The organism is Phaeodactylibacter sp. (assembly GCF_040219495.1).
Taxonomy (GTDB): domain Bacteria; phylum Bacteroidota; class Bacteroidia; order Chitinophagales; family Saprospiraceae; genus Phaeodactylibacter.
Genome location: NZ_JAVJSK010000137.1, coordinates 19,661 through 38,443 on the forward strand (window position 1 = coordinate 19,661; position 18,783 = coordinate 38,443).

General features: G+C 52.0%; 11 protein-coding genes. 5 read left to right on the plus strand and 6 right to left on the minus strand.

Features of this window, described 5'->3' with window-relative positions; genetic code table 11:
- The first annotated feature begins 191 nt into the window (after window positions 1–191).
- Window positions 192–1,889 (plus strand): T9SS type A sorting domain-containing protein, encoded by a 1,698-nt coding sequence (locus RIC19_RS21920; protein WP_350180516.1) that lies wholly within the window; start codon window positions 192–194, stop codon window positions 1,887–1,889.
- Between the two features lie 195 nt (window positions 1,890–2,084).
- Here the strand turns inward: RIC19_RS21920 and RIC19_RS21925 are convergent, their stop codons facing one another.
- The 5 genes from RIC19_RS21925 to RIC19_RS21945 all read right to left on the minus strand — a co-directional run bounded on the left by RIC19_RS21925 (window position 2,085) and on the right by RIC19_RS21945 (window position 7,310).
- Window positions 2,085–2,642 carry a thioredoxin family protein gene (locus tag RIC19_RS21925; RefSeq protein ID WP_350180517.1) on the minus strand — a complete coding sequence of 186 codons (558 nt, stop codon included), beginning with the start codon at window positions 2,640–2,642 and terminating at the stop codon, window positions 2,085–2,087.
- Window positions 2,643–3,151: 509 nt separating this feature from the next.
- The gene (locus RIC19_RS21930; protein WP_350180518.1) at window positions 3,152–3,991 is read right to left on the minus strand and encodes a M15 family metallopeptidase; all 840 of its coding nucleotides are present in this window, start codon (window positions 3,989–3,991) and stop codon (window positions 3,152–3,154) included.
- A 285-nt stretch (window positions 3,992–4,276) separates the two neighbouring features.
- The gene (locus RIC19_RS21935) at window positions 4,277–5,695 is read right to left on the minus strand and encodes a TonB-dependent receptor (protein WP_350180519.1); all 1,419 of its coding nucleotides are present in this window, start codon (window positions 5,693–5,695) and stop codon (window positions 4,277–4,279) included.
- A gap of 112 nt (window positions 5,696–5,807) precedes the next feature.
- Window positions 5,808–6,176: a DUF2237 family protein gene (locus RIC19_RS21940; RefSeq protein WP_350180607.1), complete on the minus strand. Its 369-nt coding sequence runs from the start codon at window positions 6,174–6,176 to the stop codon at window positions 5,808–5,810.
- Window positions 6,177–6,329: 153 nt separating this feature from the next.
- Window positions 6,330–7,310, minus strand: coding sequence for a tocopherol cyclase family protein (locus RIC19_RS21945; protein ID WP_350180520.1), 981 nt, complete (start codon window positions 7,308–7,310; stop codon window positions 6,330–6,332).
- Between the two features lie 131 nt (window positions 7,311–7,441).
- On the opposite strand from RIC19_RS21945, the gene RIC19_RS21950 reads away from it, so the two are divergent.
- On the plus strand, window positions 7,442–7,975 hold the full coding sequence (locus RIC19_RS21950; RefSeq protein ID WP_350180521.1) for an ExbD/TolR family protein: 534 nt from the start codon (window positions 7,442–7,444) through the stop codon (window positions 7,973–7,975).
- A gap of 192 nt (window positions 7,976–8,167) precedes the next feature.
- Here the strand turns inward: RIC19_RS21950 and RIC19_RS21955 are convergent, their stop codons facing one another.
- Complete coding sequence (locus RIC19_RS21955; protein ID WP_350180522.1) at window positions 8,168–8,818, minus strand: polysaccharide deacetylase family protein; 651 nt, start codon at window positions 8,816–8,818, stop codon at window positions 8,168–8,170.
- A gap of 329 nt (window positions 8,819–9,147) precedes the next feature.
- Here RIC19_RS21955 and gltX point away from each other — a divergent pair, with 329 nt between their 5' ends.
- The 3 genes from gltX to RIC19_RS21970 all read left to right on the plus strand — a co-directional run bounded on the left by gltX (window position 9,148) and on the right by RIC19_RS21970 (window position 18,773).
- A complete protein-coding gene (gene gltX, locus RIC19_RS21960) occupies window positions 9,148–10,884 on the plus strand; it encodes a glutamate--tRNA ligase (RefSeq protein ID WP_350180523.1) in 1,737 nt (578 codons plus the stop codon).
- A gap of 14 nt (window positions 10,885–10,898) precedes the next feature.
- Complete coding sequence (locus RIC19_RS21965) at window positions 10,899–11,099, plus strand: hypothetical protein (RefSeq protein ID WP_350180524.1); 201 nt, start codon at window positions 10,899–10,901, stop codon at window positions 11,097–11,099.
- Window positions 11,100–11,597: 498 nt separating this feature from the next.
- Window positions 11,598–18,773 carry a T9SS type B sorting domain-containing protein gene (locus RIC19_RS21970; protein ID WP_350180525.1) on the plus strand — a complete coding sequence of 2,392 codons (7,176 nt, stop codon included), beginning with the start codon at window positions 11,598–11,600 and terminating at the stop codon, window positions 18,771–18,773.
- Window positions 18,774–18,783 lie beyond the last annotated feature (10 nt).

Sequence of the window (18,783 nt, forward strand, 5' to 3'; positions counted from 1 at the left end):
TTTGTCTTCTAGTCGAAAACTAACCATTTTTTGGTTAGACGAGGCACGAAAACCGGAGTTTAGCCTGAGTTGAATAGCCTGTCCCGCAGTTTGCGGGAAGGATTTTCGGGACGAAGGATAAGCAAAAAAGTGTCCCGGTATACTGGGACAGACCGGTTACTAAAGTCCCAACACGCTCTAAACCTCTTCGTATGAAAAAGCTACACTTATCTGTTATCGCTTGTCTGTTGGGTGCGCTGTCCCTGCATGCCCAAACGCAGCTCAGCAATCCCTTTTACAATTCGCTGGAGAACCTGCCCTGCCCTTATGATGCTTCCGCTACGGTGCAATGGCCGGTGGACTGGGCTATTTACCAGACGACGGATGGCACCTGGGATGGCCCTGTTGACAGCAGCCGTTGCATTTCGGTAACCGCAAACGGGTTCAACCCTACTATCGATCTGGAGCAAATTGATCCGGAGCAGCCACTTTTTATCAGAAGTACGAATATAGAAGATCCACTGTTGTTGCCCGACAACATATACTTGTCGGCGTCCAATGTGCAGCCCAATACCGGGAGTATCCTCAAATTGGGTACGGATTGCCCGGACGAGCTTTGCTCGGGGCTCATCACACGGATTAACATACCGGCGGAGGCGGAAGGTGAGCGCGCTGTCCGGACTTATAAAGCGGGCATTGACGGCAATAACCTGGAATACTATACCGAAAGCTGCATAACGTCCGAGCGGTTTGAAGAGCAACTTCTGGAGGAATTTATTATCAAATTCACTTTTGAAGCCGTGAGCCTTGCCGGGCAGGAATTGCGGCTGTTCAACAGCAACTTCGATGGAGCGTATTCCGATATCAATACTTTTTCAGCATTGATATTCCCTGACTGGTCCTCCAATGGAGATACTTACGAAGCACTAATTGAGGAGGTGGTGGAAGCCAATCCATGGTCTTCAAATTTTCTGGCTGTCTATTCGGATACGACCTACCCGAGTGTAGACCATCCTTCTTTTGTGGAGGCCCAGCCCGAAACCAACAGTGCAGAACCAAAGGTGTTGAACCTGCTTACAGGCTTCTATGGTAATCTGCGATTCCAGCCGTTTACCCAAATCAGGGGCGCTTTGGTGGAAGGCAGTGATTCGGTACGGCACGAGCTGAATATCATCAATGAAGGGATGGACTGGTGCCTGGGCGTTATTATCGACTTGGTTTTTGACGGCTCAACGAACCTGGTATACGGTGGCGGCCATCTGGATTTTGAAGGCGAGACCGCCTGCCTGATGTTTCTCAACGAATCCGAACTTCAGGTAAAGCCTAGAGTGGACCTGCACTACGGAACCGACGGAGATGGCTTGCTTGGCCTGGGTAAGGGCGCCCGGGTAGTCCTGGGAGAGGGCAGCCGTCTGTTTATTAACAATCGCGTGGTACTGTGGAACCACGAAGTGAGCTCCGAAAACCAGGCTTACATTGACTTGCAGCCGGGCAACCGGCTCGAGTTTGGCCCGCTGAGCCGTTTGGAACGCGTGGGCATTCAGGAAACCGGCATTTTACTCAACGTGTATATGAACGGTGGCACACTCGATGACTCCGGGCTGAGCCCGGAAGACCGGCTGTTGATCCACCGGATCTATCCGGAGGTAGCGCCTAAACTGTCTGACAACATCAAGATCTTCCCCAATCCGGTAGGGGAGGTGCTGCAATGGTCCTGTATTACGGACGCGCCGGGGCCGGTGCAATGGTCTTGCCTGAATGCGCTGGGGCAGGTGGTCGCTCAGGGGCAACATGAGGCTTTGCAGGGGCGTAATATTTTTACAGAGCCCTTTGACTTAGCAGCCGGTACTTACTATCTGCAGGTTAGGATGGGGAAAGGGCAGGCTGTGCTGCCGTTTGTAACCGATTAGTGTTTTGTAAAGTATGAAAAGCTGGGTGATCAGAGAGGAGCAATAGGCGTATTTCCCCTCGGCTGGATACAATATGCGACTTCTCCGAAGTCGATTTCCCGTGGTGTTGACAAGGATAAAAAGGTGTGACTTCTCCGAAGTTATGCAGTGCTTACTGACCTGGCTCCACTTTTTATTTCATACTTGACAGGCGTATTAGTTTTTCCATTTGATATTGCAGCCCGCACTGGGATACTGTTTTTCAGGAGGCGGCTCGCCTGCGAGAAGTTGATCCAAAGCGGCACGAAGATCCTCGCCGGTCAGAGGGACTTCGTTATTCGGGCGGGCACCGTCGAGTCGGCCCCGGTAATAGAGGCTCCCGTTTCCATCGAAGACAAATATGTCAGGGGTGCAGGCAGCATCGTAGGCTCTGGCAACTTCCTGCGTTTTATCATACAGGTAGGGGAAAGGGTAGCCTTCCTTCACCGCAGTGGCTTTCATGGCTTGCGGCCCGTCCTGTGGGTAATTGTCAGCATCATTGGAGCTGATGGCGGCAAACCCGATGCCTTTTTCCTGGTAGGCTTTGGCCAAACGTACCAATTCGGGGTTGACGTGGACCACGTAAGGGCAATGATTGCAGATAAACAAGATAACCGTGCCTTTGGGAGATTCCACATCACTAAGCTGTACCGTTTTACCACTGACGGTATCCTGAAGGCTGAAATTGGGCGCGAGGGTACCAAGTTGCATCATTTTTGATTCTGTGAGTGCCATAAGTTGTATTGTAAGCTTTGGTAATAGTAAGGCAGGCAGAGGTACGATTGTTTAAGGCAGGCGGGCGCACGAGAGCAAATAAAAAAGCTGATCTCCGTTAAGAAGATCAGCTTAGGTGAGAAAAAATCTCATTAGTTGTTAATAACTGTGTACCAGATTTTACCTGATACTTCCTGGAAAATTAGACATCACAAGCTGAAATTCAGGATTCTCTTTCTACTCCCTCTTACTCTTACCGAGTATTTCAGATCAATGGTAAAACGAAATTACTGTGCATATCCGTTTCATGTGGAGGAAGCAAGGAGTTGATCGAATTCAGCAATTCAGAAACCCTTGTTTCAAGTAGTTAAAAAGAAGAAAAGTTTTTGTGTGTGTTTTTGTTTGAGTTTAATCGCTGTTTAAACCCCGTATTTCTGTTGTAATGTTAATTCTATCGCAAGTAAGCGAAAAAGGAAATGAAGCGTGGTGTAAAAAATGATTTTTTGTGACATGGAAAATGTGCCTTGGGGTCATTTTGTTATGCATAAGTCGCTGATGCCTAAAACATAATTGTCAACAACTTTGATCCCTACTGCGATTTCAGCACCTTCAAACCCACTGATCATACTGTCCTTGAGTTCGGTTTGTGCCAGGGTTGTAAGGGGTTGAGCAACAGGTAGGTAGGACCAATGCCATTTTTCTTCATTGTAGCCATTTGGACGCTCGGGGCCCTTGGGCGAGTAAGGCTGGCAAAACCCGAAATCAGCAGCGTGCGCACTGAGCCAGTCGTAAATTTTCTTGCCTTGACCCTGTTCAAAGTAACTATTATTGAAGGCATTCAGGTCAATATCTGTGCCCCAGTGGTGCCTCGAAGTGCCCGGCATCGAGCTGTACTTGAGTATTTCAAGGGCCCGGGCTTCAGGATCGGGGAAGGCTTCCGCTGCATTTTCACCGGAAGACAGCTTCCGTTGCCCCGTCCACTTACGTTCCCAAATGCCTTTTTGATAATTGAAATTGCGGGTGGCAGAGCGAATGATCAATTGTACCCCATCGGCTTTGGCTGCTTTGTACATCGCCAGAAAGGCTTCGTAGGTATCTTTCCGGAGCAGCAAGCCCTCCCGGTCGGCATACTGTGCAGGCACCTGCATAAAGTCAGGGTGCTGTGCCGGATCAAATTTCCCCATGAGGTATTGGGTGTCCAAGCCCATAGCGTAGGCTTTTTCGAGGTCAGAGGTGTCCTGTACTGTCGTTGCTTCCCGTGCATTCCCGGTGGTTTTGGTATCATCGGTCTGTTCTGACGCCCCGGTCGTATCGGAGCCCGGCTGACAGGCAACGAAGAAGGGGAGCAGGAAGGTCATCAGGTATTTCATACTTATTGGTTTGTCTGAAGTCAGCGGAATAACTTTCCCCCGCGCTGCGGGTCCGGGCAAAATACGTTCTTGTCATTGCCCTGCTTGGGGCTACAGCACTAAGAGCGTGTTGGGATTTTGGTCTTCTAGTCGAAAACTAGCAATTTTTTGGTTAGACGAGACCCGGAAACCGGAGTTTAGCCTGAGTTGAATAGCCTGTCCCGCAGTTTGCGGGAAGGATTTTCGGGGCAAAGTATAAGCAAAAAAGTGCAGTTTGCAGACCGATTACTAAAGTCCCAACACGCTCTAATAGTCAAATATTTTCTGCTCTACCGGGTAGCCAAAGAGGTAGCGCTCTCTGATCAGGTTGGCCACTTGGGCAGGCACCATGCTTTCCCATTCGTCCTGACCGGTACGTAGCATGTGCAGGACTTCTTTGGAGAAGATATGGAGGACATCGTGGTTGAACCCTTCCACATCAACAATTTGCCGGTTGTCGAGCAAATGCTTGTATAAAAACTTTACGCCTTCCGGGATAGGCACATTATGGGCGTTGATGATCTCACCACTGCCTTCCTGCAAAGCCGGATAAACGTAAAACTTCACATTGCGGGTAAACAGCTGCCCAAATGCAGCGAGCAGCCGTCCATCAAGGTTCTGGTAATATTTGTCGTTGATCAGCTCCATGAGCTCTCTGACGCCCAACACAAAACCGAGCTTTTGTACTTTAAAGTCAGAGAGGTAAGCCGCCATCTTCTGGTGTTGCTGGCAATCTGAGACGACGACCGTCTGCCCCATAGTGTTGAGCAGTTCCGCACGGTCCAGGAAGTCTTGCTCGTCCAGCTCTCCCGTACTGCACAGGTTGTCCAAGGTGATCTCTGTGAGCAGGAAAGTCCGCCTAGAGTCCGTCTCCGCCTCATTTCTGAATTGAGAAAGTGAAGCGTTGATCATGTCCATATTCACCAGCGTGGCGGGCCGGAAGCTGCCCCGGACCACCATTACATGCCTTTTGTACAGAAATTCGGAAGCATGGACATTTTGCCGGTCAGGCCCAAACATCGCAACATCGGTCAGCTGGTTTTTGACCATCCAAAGACTGAGAAGGCGGTTGTCGAGGTCTTCAAAGTCAGGCCCTGTGAGGCGTACCATATCGACCTTTGCCCGGCCGTGCAGCCCATCCATTAAAGATTGCAGCATTGCCTCGGGGTCTTCATTGTACCGATAGCAGGCGTAGATCAGGTTCACTCCAAGGATGCCAATGGCTTGTTGCTGCAGTTGGTTGTCGTTGTCGAGCATGCGCACATGCAAGACCAGGTCGTTGGTGCCACCGCCCGGTGTCAGCTGGAAACGGATGCCAAGCCAGCCATTCCCTTTGATGGTACGCTGGTAATTGATGGCCGCTACTGTATCTGCAAAAACAAAGAACCGGGTATCCGGCCGCTCATTGCTCAGCCGGGAGCGCATCAGGTCATACTCGTGGTTGAGCATTTTGTACAACCGCGCTTCACAAACGTAACGCCCGGACATTTCCTCTCCGTAGATTTTATCAGAGTAGGTTTTGTCGTAGGCCGACATGGTCTTTGCAATCGTGCCTGCCGCTGCTCCTACCTGGAAAAAGTAGCGGGCAACTTCCTGGCCGGCTCCGATTTCTGCAAAAGTCCCGTAAATGGAAGGGTCCAGGTTGATCTCCAGGGCTTTTTGGTCTGTCTCGAGTAATTGGCGCATGGGCATTAACAGTTTGTCTGGTACAGTAGGCAGTTCAGGAACAAATGTACTAATTCTGCTCGTGAAACCCGAGGTACCCTGCGCTTTGTCTGGGTGGACTTTCAGATAGGCCTTACTGATTTACCGTATTTGCTTTTAGTGCTTCCAGGCTGACATACTTTAGTGCCTTTTCGTGCGTGGAGGGTAAGCGGACGGGAGGTGCGACGCCTGCCTCAAAGGCTTCTTTCCAGCGCAGGGCGCACAGGCACCAGCCATCGCCGGGCTGTAGCCCGGGAAACCGGTATTCAGGGCGTGGGGTACTGAGGTCATTGCCCTTCGACTTGGTGAACGCCAGGAACTCGGCGGTCATTTCCGCGCAAACCACATGGGTGCCAAAGTCCTCCGGGCCGGTATTGCAAACGCCGTCCCGGTAAAAACCGGTCATGGGGTCTGTACAGCAGGATTGCAGAGGGGTGCCCAGTACATTTTTGGCCGTTGTCATCACTTCTTTGGTGTTTTGTGCCTGCCCGCAGCTGTGGATCAGAAAAAGGAGCCCGGGCAGCATGAAGAATAATCGGATCTGCATGATCGCTTGGTTTTGCAGTCCAAACAGCGTAGACGGGCTAGTGTTTAAAGCCTTGTTGGACGCTAAGCTCTAAACCAGTTCTTCTTGTACCGGGCCGGCCACCTCCAGGCCCGCGTGCCGGGCTTCGCCTTCGTACACTGTAGTTCTGCCTTCTTTGAGCCGGATGTGGATAACGGACTGCAGGCTTTCGTTTACTTTGCCGGCCATGGCCCCTGAGACCGGTGCGGCAAGTGTGCCAGTGCCTCCGCGCTGTTGTGCGTCGATCTCCAGAACGGCCCCTTTCCGCTTCAATCTCAGGTGCACCGTATTCGCAGGTTCATCCAGGGAAGTTTGCAGGCGGGCATTATTATAGGTCGTGAAGGCCCAAAGCTTGCCATCCAGTTGCAGCCCGGCGAGGAAGCCCGTAAAGTGACTGCCCAGCCATGGGATTTTGGCGACAGAAGCCATCAGGCACGCCTGCTTCGTGTCTTGCAGGTGGTTGGCCTGCATCCAGATCCAACTCGAAGGGAACGACTTGCCCCAGTCCTTTTCGATATAGCCTAGCCCCCCGGTGAAATCAACGGGCTTGCCGTAAACGTTCAGGTGCCCCCTCAGTTCATGGTGGAGGCTTACCACCCCATGATAACATTCCATAAAAGGTACAAAAGTGTACCACCCCATAATGCCTGGCGCACCTGGCTTGGACGGCCAGGGCGTGTTTCCATGAAAAGAAAGTTCCCCTTCCAGCTCAGGTAAAGCGAGCTTCAGCCGGTGTTCCGAAAAAAGGTTGGTGCCCAGCTGTACTTCAAAGCGGTCGGGCCGGGGCTGAAATGCTGCGCTGGCAAATTCATGATAAGCCGCAGTACAGGCTTTGCCATCGAGCCGCTGAATGAAAGCATGCTGTTGCCCTTGCTCATCCATGGAGATGCCGGGGATGAGGGCAAACGCATATCGTTCGCAGGGACTGACTATTTTGAAGTACCAGCCTTCAAAATAGTTGCGGGACTTGCCCCAGCCGTGATATCGGTTGGGGTTCCAGAGTGCTTTCCAACGGGCGGGAAGGTGCTGCATCAGACGGACCGGCTTGGTGAACCGCCAAAATACGCTTTATATGCATCTTAAAGTAGAAGCGGGTGAAAACCAGATGTAAAGGGTGGCCTGCTCCGGAAACTACCAGGAAGAATCATCAAAACCAATGTTTTATGTTTCCGAAATCAAAACGTCGTACCCGCCATCAGGTGGAAGCTGGGGCTATGGCAGATATTGCCTTTTTACTGTTGATTTTTTTTCTGGTCACTACTACCATCATTCAGGAAGGTGGGCTGCAAGTGCGGTTGCCAGCCTATCTGCCGGCACCTGTTCAGCCCTTGCCCGACCGCAATGTGCTCAGCGTGAAAATCAACGCCGGCAATCAATTGCTGGTAGAGCAGGAGCTATTGCCCGTAGACCGGCTAGCGGAACAGGTCCGGAGGTTTATTCAAAACCCGGACCAGCTGCCAAACTTGCCTTCCTCGCCCCGCAGTGCGGTGATTACCCTGCAGCACGACAGGGGTACGAGTTACGAGGCTTATCTGGCCGTGTATAATCAATTGTTGAAAGGCTATCATGACATTTGGGAGGAAGTCGCGCAAAGCAAGTATGGGCATGCGTACAAACAGCTCAGCCCGCAGGAGCAAAAGAAGGTCCGCAGCGCTTTTCCGCTTGTGATCTCTGAGTCAGAACCGGTAGAGTTTTAGCAGCCCATTTCCGACAGGCTACTAGGGCGCTATAATCTTAAAACGGGAGATTGGATCAGCAGAACGCCCGCAATTGCCGGTATTGCAAAAAGCCACCCCCGCCTGGGCAGGGGTGGCTTTTGCTCGAAAGCATTGCAGCGTTTATCAATCGATTGGCTACCCGTACGAATTGACGGGCCGTGTAGCGGTTGATTAAGCACTCACTTTTGCCCGTTGTGTGATGAGCTCTTGCTCGTTGAGTTTGCCAAAGTGGTACCCCTGAGCTGTAAAGTGTTCGAGCACCTGCGGGAGCACTTCGCGCAGTTTTTCTTCCGCTTTGACACTGTCGTGGAACACCACGATAGAGCCAGTATCCGCATTGTTGACTACGTTAGCCAGGCACTGCTCACTTGAAATTTTCGGGTCAAAGTCACCACTGAGGACATCCCACATTACGATGCGGTAGTGGCGCTGCAGGAACTGTGCCTGCTTAGGCTTTAGCCGGCCGTAGGGCGGGCGGAACAGCACCGAGTTCATGCGGTTGGCGCAGTGGCGGATGTTGTGGAAGTAAGGAATGTTTTCTGTGGTCCAGCCATTGAGGTGGTTAAAAGTATGATTGCCCACAGCGTGCCCTGCATTCAGGACCTGCCTGAAGGTATCAGGGTGCTTGCGGATGTTGTCCCCTACACAGAAAAACGTCGCTTTGGCGTCGTACTTTTCAAGTTGTTCCAGCACCCAGGGCGTAACGGCAGGCACAGGGCCGTCATCAAAAGTCAGGTAAATGACTTTTTCGGCTGTTGGGATCTTCCACGTAAAGTTTGGGAAGAGGTTTTGGATAATTTGAGGTGTTTTAACGAGATACATAACTCCTTTAGATTAAATGTTCATGGTATAGTAGAATGGACGGTACTTTGAGGTGCCGCCGTATTCGGTTTTCGATAAGGAGGTTTATTCCCGTTAAACGGGTTTACGCTGGCAGGCTTTACGAAATTGCTTACCTTTGTCCTCCTGAGGTATCGGCTTAGTGTTGAAGAAAGTAGATCAATAACTGGTATAGACTGGGCATTCAGGGAGTACAACGTCTGATAAGCGTTTTTTGCTGCCTAAAAGTACCAGTTTTTTCAATTTTTTTTTCTATGGAATGCTACCCGGCCTCGCCTAATGAAAAAATGACAAAAAAGTATCCTAATTCAATGGAAAATATGAGGCTTCGATTTGCTCCCAGTCCTACCGGTGCGCTACACATTGGCGGTGTCCGTACGGCACTTTACAACTACCTGCTGGCCAGGAAAAACGGCGGCACATTCATCCTGCGCATTGAGGATACCGATCAGACGCGCTATGTAGAGGGTGCTGAGCAGTACATTGTTGAGGCGCTGCAGTGGCTGGGGATTACTCCGGATGAAGGCCCCGGTATAGGTGGCGATTATGGCCCCTACCGGCAGTCCGAACGCAAGGCGATTTACCTCAAGTACACCCGGCAGCTTATCGACTCCGGCCACGCTTATTATGCTTTCGACACCGCGGAAGAGCTGGAAAACGCCCGGGAGAAAGACCCTACTTTCAAATACGATGCCATGGTCCGTACACGTATGCGCAACAGCATCAGTATGAGTGAAGAGGAAGTGGAAGCTGCGCTGGAAAACGGAGTGCCTCATGTGGTGCGCTTGAAGGTACCCGATGGTGAGACCGTCCTGTTTGAAGACCTGGTGCGTGGAGAAGTGGCTTTCGACAGCTCTGAGCTGGATGACAAAGTGCTGCTTAAAGGGGATGGCATGCCGACTTACCATATGGCCAACGTGGTGGATGACCGCCTGATGGAGATCACCCACGTGGTCAGAGGGGAAGAGTGGTTGTCGAGTACTGCCCATCACGTTTTGCTCTACCGCAGCCTCGGTTGGGAGCAGGAAATGCCGGCTTTTGCCCACCTCCCACTTATACTGAAGCCTGCACCGGAAAGCTATTTGGACAAAACGACAACACCGGAAATGGCCAATCGTATGGCTGCCGAGTTTGCCCGTAAGCACCCGGAACATGCAGGCTATAAAGCGGAAGCATTCGCTATGCAAATCCTTCAGGATAAGAAAAATATCCCTGCCAATCTGAAAGTAAAAGAAAAAGACCCGGCTGATAAAGCGGCTTTTAAAGCCTTTTTGAAAAGCGCATTGTACGGCAAACTCAGCAAGCGGGATGGTGACCGCCTGGGCTTCCCGGTATTCCCGCTTTCCTGGAAAGGGCAATCCGAAGAAGACAGCTTTATTGGTTTCCGGGAGTACGGCTTTCTGCCCGAGGCCGTCCTCAACTTTCTGGCCCTGCTGGGCTGGAACCCCGGTGACGAGCAGGAGATGTTCTCCCTGGAGGAACTGGTCGGGGCCTTTTCGCCCGAACGGATCAACAAGTCGGGCAGCCGTTTCAATATTGACAAAGCCAAGTGGTTCAATCAGCAGTATATAATCAATGCGGAGGATGCCCGGCTGGCCAACCTGGTGCGCCCGCAACTGGAAGCCAACGGGCATAAAGCCTCCGATGCATTTCTGAAAGGCTTCGTTGCCTTGATGAAAGAACGGGCGGTGACCCTGCCTGACTTCTGGGAAAATGGCTACTACTTCTTTGAACGCCCCCGGGGGTACGAAGAGAAAATGATACAAAAACGCTGGACATTGGAACGCAGCGAACACTTCGCGGAGCTCGTTAGGGATATGGAAGCATTGGGCGACTTCTCTACGGATGCCATCAAAGCCACCGCAGAGCGCTTTATGGAAAAGCACGGCCTTAAATTCGGAGATGTACTGCCGATGTTGCGCCTGGCACAAGCCGGCACCATGAAAGGCCCGGCTATTTTCGAAATGATGGAACTGCTGGGGCAGGAAGAAGCCGTGGCGCGGTTGAAAGTTGGATTTGATGCTTTCGACAAAATTGTACAATCCTAAAAACAGACAAGCCGATGGGAAAGCACAAAAAGCAGGAAGAAGAAAAAGAAGACCAACCCGGCGTACATAAGGATTTGGAGGGTTTTGATATCCGGATCAATGAATTTGGGGAAATAACTTCAAACCTTGATGTGGAAAAAGTGAATCAATTTTTGAATAAGAACGTAGAAGATAAAAAACTGAAAGACCGAAAGTCGAAGGAAGAGGAGGAATAACTTCCGGTCCTTTGATGATCATCGAAAGCAAACGCATGTGAACTCACCTGCTATCAGAATTGATAGATAGCACCCAACACCCATACAACCCCTGATCAAAAAATAACACCCCGGCGGCGAATCTGCCCGTCCGGGTGGCTTTGGTTAGGACTTGTTGGTGGGCATAAGCTTGCCCACTCCACCAAAATACCTGATAAGCAAATGCTTATTAGGTAATTAGGAGCGTTAATAATAAGTTGGATTGCCAGCTTTTATATATTTTGTGACTACTTTTAGAGTAGTCTCCATATGTTTTAGTCTACCGATGACAACCGCTTGAGCATTAACCAAAACCGATTGAACATGCACTTCTTAGGCAATTCTAAGCCGATCCCGTGCCGCTCCTGCAGCACAGAGGGCCGGTCATTCAAGCAGGAATTTTTAATTACCCAAACCTACTTTGGCGAGGCCTCCCTGTAGAGGCCCCTCAATGGAATAATCCCATAAATTAACACAATCATGACGAGACGACTACACGCTTTACTGGTCTGGGGGATGCTGCTCCTGTACGCTGCGGCCCCGCTTCAGGCTGAAGCTGCGGATGGTCTTACCCCCCCTGATCACACGTCATATTCCTTCCGGGGTATAGAAGAATGGCCGTTACTCCTGGACCCGCCTAATGATACCATAGTGGATGGGATCTGCGATATCCCTATGGCGGACAGCCTGCTGTTGTTCAACCCTATGGATATGAATGATTCTATCTTCATTCTTCCGGTGGACAGTACGGCAAGCAACGGTACCATTCTGCCGGGCACTCCTCTTTTGAATGCCATTTCTGTGTGTGGTGGCCCGGATACCCTTTACCGCATTTGGCGGGGTACGTTCGCCGATATGACAGAGGCAGAGGCGGTCCAACGGATCATCATCATAGAGGATACAGAACCTCCGATTTCCAACTTCACCATCAATCTGGACACCGTTATTACCTGCGAATTAGGCGAGCCGACCTTTGATTCCTGGAGGCAAAGCCGGTTGTTTGCCGTTAACAGTAACCTGGAAGATTGTACCGGGATTCTTTCTGTGAATACCAATATGCCACCATCTTCTTATGTACCAGGCCCCTGTGATACACTTGAAGTTACTTTTACGATTGAGGACTTTTGTGGCAACATCCGCACTTACGAAGCCTCTTTCATTACTATTGATACGATAGCGCCGGTATTGCAAAACGTGCCGGATACCATAGAGGTCAGTTGTGATACCATACAGGAGTACCTGATGAACAATCCGCCATCTATGGTGACCGTGACGGATAATTGCCGGGACAACATCACGGTAGGCTTTCAGCAAGATACTGTGCCCGGGCCTCAGTTTTGCCCGGAGCATGATTTGGATATCCGCCGCAGCTGGTTTGCTACAGATTCCTGCGGCAATTTTACTTCTGCCGTGCAGATTATCCGGGTACGGGATGTTTCTGCCCCCTCTTTTACCCGCCCGCCCGATATTACTATCTCCTGCGAAGCGGACCCGCTGGACCTCAGCATTACCGGTACTGTAACGGATACGGTAGATGCCTGTGGCGGGCCGATAACGGTGACCTTTTCTGATGAGACCGCGCCCGGTAACTGCGAGAACAGTTACTTCATCGAACGGCAGTGGGTCGTGTCTGATGTTTGTGGCATATCCGCTTCCACCAATCAGCTGATCATCGTTAAAGACAGCATCGCTCCTTCCTTCCTGGTCCCTGCAGACCTTACCGTCAACTGCGGTGACGAGGACGACTTCTCGATTACGGGCGAGCCCACGATGCTTGCAGACAATTGCTCCGGCCTGAATGAACTGACTACCGAATTACTATCGGAGACTATCATTACCGGTAGTTGTGAAAACGACTATGTAATAGAACGTGCCTGGCGCGTGACCGATCAATGCGGTAATGACACCATTCAGGTTCAGCAGGTCACTGTCATTGACACGATAGCACCGGTCTTTTTGTCGCCCCCTTCAGACTTGACCATCACCTGTGCCGCCGGAACGGATATAGAGACCCTGTACAGCAACTGGATCGAAGGCTACGGCGGTGCTCAGGCCGGCGATGCCTGTACACCTGTAGACAGCCTGAATTGGAACGCCTTTCTACCAGGCACGAATCAGCCGGTGAGCCTTGTGCCCAATATCGTTTGCCCCTCAGGGAGCGATACCCTGCTGATGCAAACGGTCGATTTTGTGGTTGATGATGACTGCGGGAACATGAGCATCGCGCAGGCGACCTTCATCGTTATTGACAATACGGCACCTTCCTTTGTGGAGTGCCCGGAAGATCAGGTGATCAGTACAAATTTTGGGCAGTGCTCTGCTAACTTTACGCTGGATGTCCCCTTCATACAGGAAGAATGTGCGGGGTCATCTTCTGTCGTCAACCTTGTAGATAATGCCACGATTACCTCCAATGCGTCACCGGGGCAGGTATCGAGCACACCGGTGAATACCATCACTCTGTCATTCCCGGTCGGCTTGCCGCTGCCGATCAATGCACAGGCTGGCGGGCAGCTCAGCCTGGAGCTTGAAAATGTGGATGCAGAAGGCACCACCGAGTACTTCAACGTAATCGGGGAGGACGGAACACCCATTGGCCGCACAGGGCGGTCTATGGTGCAATGCGGCAATTCTGATACGCTGCTCAGTGTACCTAAGCCTCTTTTGGACCTTTGGGCAGTAGACGGAGTGATCGAGATCTTTCTTGAGCCTAACATCCCCACCACACAGCCGGGCAGTTTTGCCATCAATGCGCTGTGCAATCCTGCTGGTACCGTACAAGCCAACCTGATCTTCCCGGTTGCTGACTTTACTGGCCTGCGCTATGAATACCGGACCAACAATAACCCCAGGGTTTTGGTCGATCCGATTGCTCCGGCGGTAGTGACTCTGCCAATTGGTGACAACACAATCACCTACTACATATCAGACTGTGCCGGGAATATAGACAGCTGTTTGCAACAGGTGGTTGTCGAAGATCAGGAGCCTCCGCAGTTAACCTGCCCCACTGATATTGCTGAGCCACTGGAGCAAGGCAGCTGCTCTGCAGCAGTTACCCTGCCCCTGCCCGATAACATTACCGACAACTGCGGGCTGGAGGCACCCTACAGCCAAACCATGCCGGGAGATACGGCGAGTGCCTGGCTGACCTACACTTTCGACCCTAACCTAAACGACTATATTGCCAGTTCGAAAACCTACACCTTTAATGGTGTTGCCGCTAATGCTTTTAATAACGTCAACCTGCTCCTTGATCTGCGGGGCGACTTTAGTTCTTCGGGCGCATTCTTCCACATTATTGGTGATAATGGAGACACCATAGATGTAACCCCTCAGGGAATAGCGACCTGCAGTATGCCCGGGCAATATGCGGTAAGTATCCCCGCAGAAGATTTTAACGCCTGGGCCAGCGATGGCAGCGTCACCTTTACCCTGCAGCCCAGTTTTATTCCTGTGCCTCCGGGCGGACCCGGTGATGGGATCAACCCCTGTGGTTCAATGGTGGTGGATGCAGACGGGGAGACCGATAGCCTTAGTTACGCCTTTCTAAGCCTGGTGTACCAGACGGTGACGCCCTTCTACTATGCCGAAGGCGCGACGGAAATCCCCTACACTCAGATGACCATTCCGGCTTTGTCGCCAACGCACGAGTTCAATGTAGGGCAGACTACCGTCTATTACATCGCGCAGGATGATGTCGGGAACCTGGATACCTGTAGCTATATCATTGATATTCTGGACAATGAACTGCCAACCGCGCTTTGCAACGCTACGGTAGTCGATATCAACCCCTCAGGTATCGAGCCTGATACGGTAAGTGTAGATCAGTTTGATGCCGGGAGTTTTGACAATTGCTCGATTGACACCATGTTCCTTTCGCCCAATACGTTCACTTGTAACGAAGCGGGGACTACTGTAATGGCAACGCTCACCGTAGTGGATGGAGTAGGCAACTCCTCCACCTGTACCCGCCCAATCCGTATTGAAGCCGAGGCGCCGATGCCCACTTACAGTTCGGGTATTTGCGGAGGAGATACGCTGTACCTTTTTGCCAATCCACCGGCAGCAGAAGGAGGAGTGGTGTACACCTATACCTGGACCGGTCCAAATGGGAACATTATTTCCACCCAGGAAAATCCAATACTACCGAATGTAGACGAGGATGATTCGGGCGCCTATGTCGTGACCATTGAGGGGCTCTCAGGCTGTACAGCAGAGGGCGTCATTAATGTGTCGGTAAACGGGCAGCCTCTGGCTCCGGCTTTGCAAGCCAATACTCAGCAATGCGGGGACGAGGAAGTGCAGCTTACCTCTTCAATTGTATTGAACAACGCTACCTATTACTGGTACGAAGGGCAGGCACCGAATGGCACATTGATCACCACGACCAATCAGGGCACCCTTACTTTGCCCCCTTACAATCCTCAACAGCCGGAAACCCGGTTCTTCTATCTGGTGATTGAGGCTAATGGCTGTTTGTCCGAGCCCTCTTCTGCGGCGCCGGTTCTGCTGACTCCCCGCCCAACCGCTTCAGTCAATACGGCTGTTGTCACAGAGTGTGAAGGCAGTTCGGTGTCATTAGGTACTTCCGTTTCCGGCCCGGGCATTTCTTACGAATGGACAGGCCCCGATGGTTTCTTCTCCACTTCGCAGTTCCCTGCGGCCATTGACCCGCTGGAAGAAGAAGATGCAGGCGTCTACAACCTGACCATCTACCGCAACGGCTGCCCTTCTGACCCGGCCCTCTCTATCGTCAACGTCATTCCCAAGCCGGGGCCTTATCAGGTTGCAGTCATCACCAACCCTTTCTGCGAGGGGGATAAAATAACGCTGCAGGCAGAGCCCTCGGGAGCTGCTTCTTACATTTGGACGGGGCCAAACCTGGGCGAGATTAACACTACAACGAATACCCTGGTGCTCGATGAAGCCAATATGACGCATAATGGCACCTGGAGGGTTCAGGGGGTGCAGTTCTCCTGTGTGTCTGATATGTCTCCGCCTGCTAATGTGGTGGTAAATGACTTGCCCAATGCCATGGCGACCACCAATATTGCGCCGGAAGACCCGCTATGCGAGCGGGGTGCCCTGTCGCTGCTTGCTACACCCAATCTTACCGGAGCCAGCTATACCTGGAATGGCCCGAATGGCTACTTCTCTGTTGCCCAAAACCCGGTGATCAATCAGGTCTCTCCACAAAGGACCGGCACGTATACCCTCACGGTGACTACGCAGCAGGGCTGTAGCGATACGGCCTCAGTGCAGGTAGAAGTAGTAGAGTCCATTGATATTATCGGAGTAAGTAATAGTGCCGCTGAGTGCCTGTACAACGAAACTGACGTGACCCTTCAGGCTACCGTCTTCCCGGTCAATGATGGCACCTACGACTTTCAATGGACCGGGCCGGGTTACAGCTCATCAGACGAAGTTGCGATTGTCGAGAATGTTACCGGGGCACAGAATGGCTTTACCTATTCCCTCTTGGTTTACACTGAGGAGGGGTGCCCTTCTTTGCCGGCGAGTACGACGTTGCAGGTGAAAAATGCACCGGCCCGACCGCCTTCTCCGGCGACTTCCAATGCCGACTACATTTTCTGTGAAGGTGAAGAGCTTACCCTCAACACGCCTGCAGTCAGTAACGCGGCTTACATTTGGGATACGCCGTCCGGAGCCGTGAATACTGGCCCCGACCCGAGCATAACGATTCCAAACCTGACCAGTAACGACGCTGGCGGGTATCAGGTGTTTTTGATTGTGAATGGTTGCCCTTCCATTCCTTCACCGGCCCGAAATGTGCAGGTAAACTCCAAACCTACCGTACAGGGCTCCAGCAACAGCCCGGTTTGCGAGGGCGCACAGCTGCAATTGTTTGCCAACGGTACGCAGGGGTCTACCTATGACTGGACCGGACCGTTTTCGTCCAGCATACAGAACCCGTCGGTCCCTTCCGCCAACCCGGATATTCACGCCGGAGATTACATCGTAGTCGCCAATCGGGCAGGCTGCGCGTCTGACCCGGACACGATAACGGTGGTCATTAATGAAACCCTGCCCGCTCCGACTACACTGATTAGCAATGGGCCAATTTGTATTGATGAGCCCGGCGCAACCCTTACGGTCTCTATTGCCAATGGGCAGTCGGGTACCGGTATTCAGTACCTCTGGTATGATGCAGGCGTACCTATTGACACCACGCTGACGCCCAACTTGCTGCTTACGGATTTCCAGGGAACCGGAGGCAGCCTTACACTGGAAGCAGAGGTGCAAGCCGGCGACTGTATTTCCGATCCTTCACCCTCTCTTATCGTTGCACTGGATACCATTCCTGATGAAATAGCGGTGGCCGGGCAGGATACGACGACTTGTGCAGGCGATGATCTTGTCATCGCGGCCGTACCTGTAGCACAGAGTATTGGCAACTGGGTTGAGCTGAACAACAACGGCAATGCACTGGAAATTGAAAACCCCGATAGCCCGACAACGACTGTTTCGGGCTTTGACGCGGCAGGTGTCCGGCAGCTGGTTTGGATCCTTTCTAATGGAGGGTGTAAGAACTTCAGCTCAGATACCCTGCTGGTAGAGGTCAACGTTCCAGAGCCTGCAGACGCAGGTATGGACACCTTGCTTTGCCCTGGAGACCCTATCATTCTCAATGCATCAAACCCGCAGGCTGGAGAGGGTAGTTGGTCGCAGTCGGCGGTGCAGGCAGACTTCAACGTGGAAATTGACAACCCGGAAGACCCGGGTACGCCCATTTCCGGGCCAGGCTTACTACCAGGCAACACTTATGCTTTTACGTGGACGGTAGTCAGTGAGTGCGGTATGGACAGTACGGATGTCTTCGTCACCCTGGCCGATAATAACCCCTTTGCAGGTTTTGATGTGATCGTTTGTGAAGAAAACGGCGTAGCCATGCTGGCAGCCGGCGAACCCGCAGATGGCAGTTTTGGCCGCTGGAGCTCACCGGACAATCAGCTGGTATTCTCAGACCGGAATAATACGGATACAGAAGTGGCCAACCTCGCCGAAGGAGAGAATGTGGTTGTCTGGACCCTGGACGGCGGGCTCTGCGGAGCAAACTCCCGGGATACCCTCCTCATTGACTTTCAGCTGCCGCCGGTAGCGGAGAATGATGACCGGACGATTGAGTTTGCAGTAGAAACCATCGTGGATGTGCTGGGCAATGATGTGGTGCCGGAAGGCAGCACAGTTGAGATCATCATGGAGCCTTTCAACGGAAGAGCTGTAGTCGCAGCGGACAACCGCATTTCCTATACACCGGACCCTGACTTTGCAGGAACAGATGAGCTGGTCTATCAGGTATGCCGGGAGGGTTGTGCCTGTGATGACGCTATTCTGCGCCTCACGGTGGGCGAAGGGGTAGATTGCGAGCCGCCTAATATTTTTACTCCCAACGGTGACGGTGTCAATGAGGCATTCATTATCCCATGCCTGCTCGATACCGGCGTATACCCCAATAGTCAGCTATCGGTATTCAACCGCTGGGGCGACGAGGTGTACAACTCACCGCGCCCGTACCCCAATAACTGGACCGGCACTTTTAACGGGGAGGACCTGCCGGTTGATACCTACTTCTATATTCTTGACTTAGGTGATGGCAGCAAACCTTTAACCGGCTACCTCCTGCTTCAGAAATAATAACGACAAG

Excerpts from the sequence above, each read along its gene's own strand:
- RIC19_RS21920 (WP_350180516.1), top strand. The coding sequence starts at position 192 with ATGAAAAAGCTACACTTATCTGTTATCGCTTGTCTGTTGGGTGCGCTG.
- RIC19_RS21925 (WP_350180517.1), bottom strand. The coding sequence starts at position 2,642 with ATGGCACTCACAGAATCAAAAATGATGCAACTTGGTACCCTCGCGCCC.
- RIC19_RS21930 (WP_350180518.1), bottom strand. The coding sequence starts at position 3,991 with ATGAAATACCTGATGACCTTCCTGCTCCCCTTCTTCGTTGCCTGTCAG.
- RIC19_RS21935 (WP_350180519.1), bottom strand. The coding sequence starts at position 5,695 with ATGCGCCAATTACTCGAGACAGACCAAAAAGCCCTGGAGATCAACCTG.
- RIC19_RS21940 (WP_350180607.1), bottom strand. The coding sequence starts at position 6,176 with ATGACAACGGCCAAAAATGTACTGGGCACCCCTCTGCAATCCTGCTGT.
- RIC19_RS21945 (WP_350180520.1), bottom strand. The coding sequence starts at position 7,310 with ATGCAGCACCTTCCCGCCCGTTGGAAAGCACTCTGGAACCCCAACCGA.
- RIC19_RS21950 (WP_350180521.1), top strand. The coding sequence starts at position 7,442 with ATGTTTCCGAAATCAAAACGTCGTACCCGCCATCAGGTGGAAGCTGGG.
- RIC19_RS21955 (WP_350180522.1), bottom strand. The coding sequence starts at position 8,818 with ATGTATCTCGTTAAAACACCTCAAATTATCCAAAACCTCTTCCCAAAC.
- gltX (WP_350180523.1), top strand. The coding sequence starts at position 9,148 with ATGGAAAATATGAGGCTTCGATTTGCTCCCAGTCCTACCGGTGCGCTA.
- RIC19_RS21965 (WP_350180524.1), top strand. The coding sequence starts at position 10,899 with ATGGGAAAGCACAAAAAGCAGGAAGAAGAAAAAGAAGACCAACCCGGC.
- RIC19_RS21970 (WP_350180525.1), top strand. The coding sequence starts at position 11,598 with ATGACGAGACGACTACACGCTTTACTGGTCTGGGGGATGCTGCTCCTG.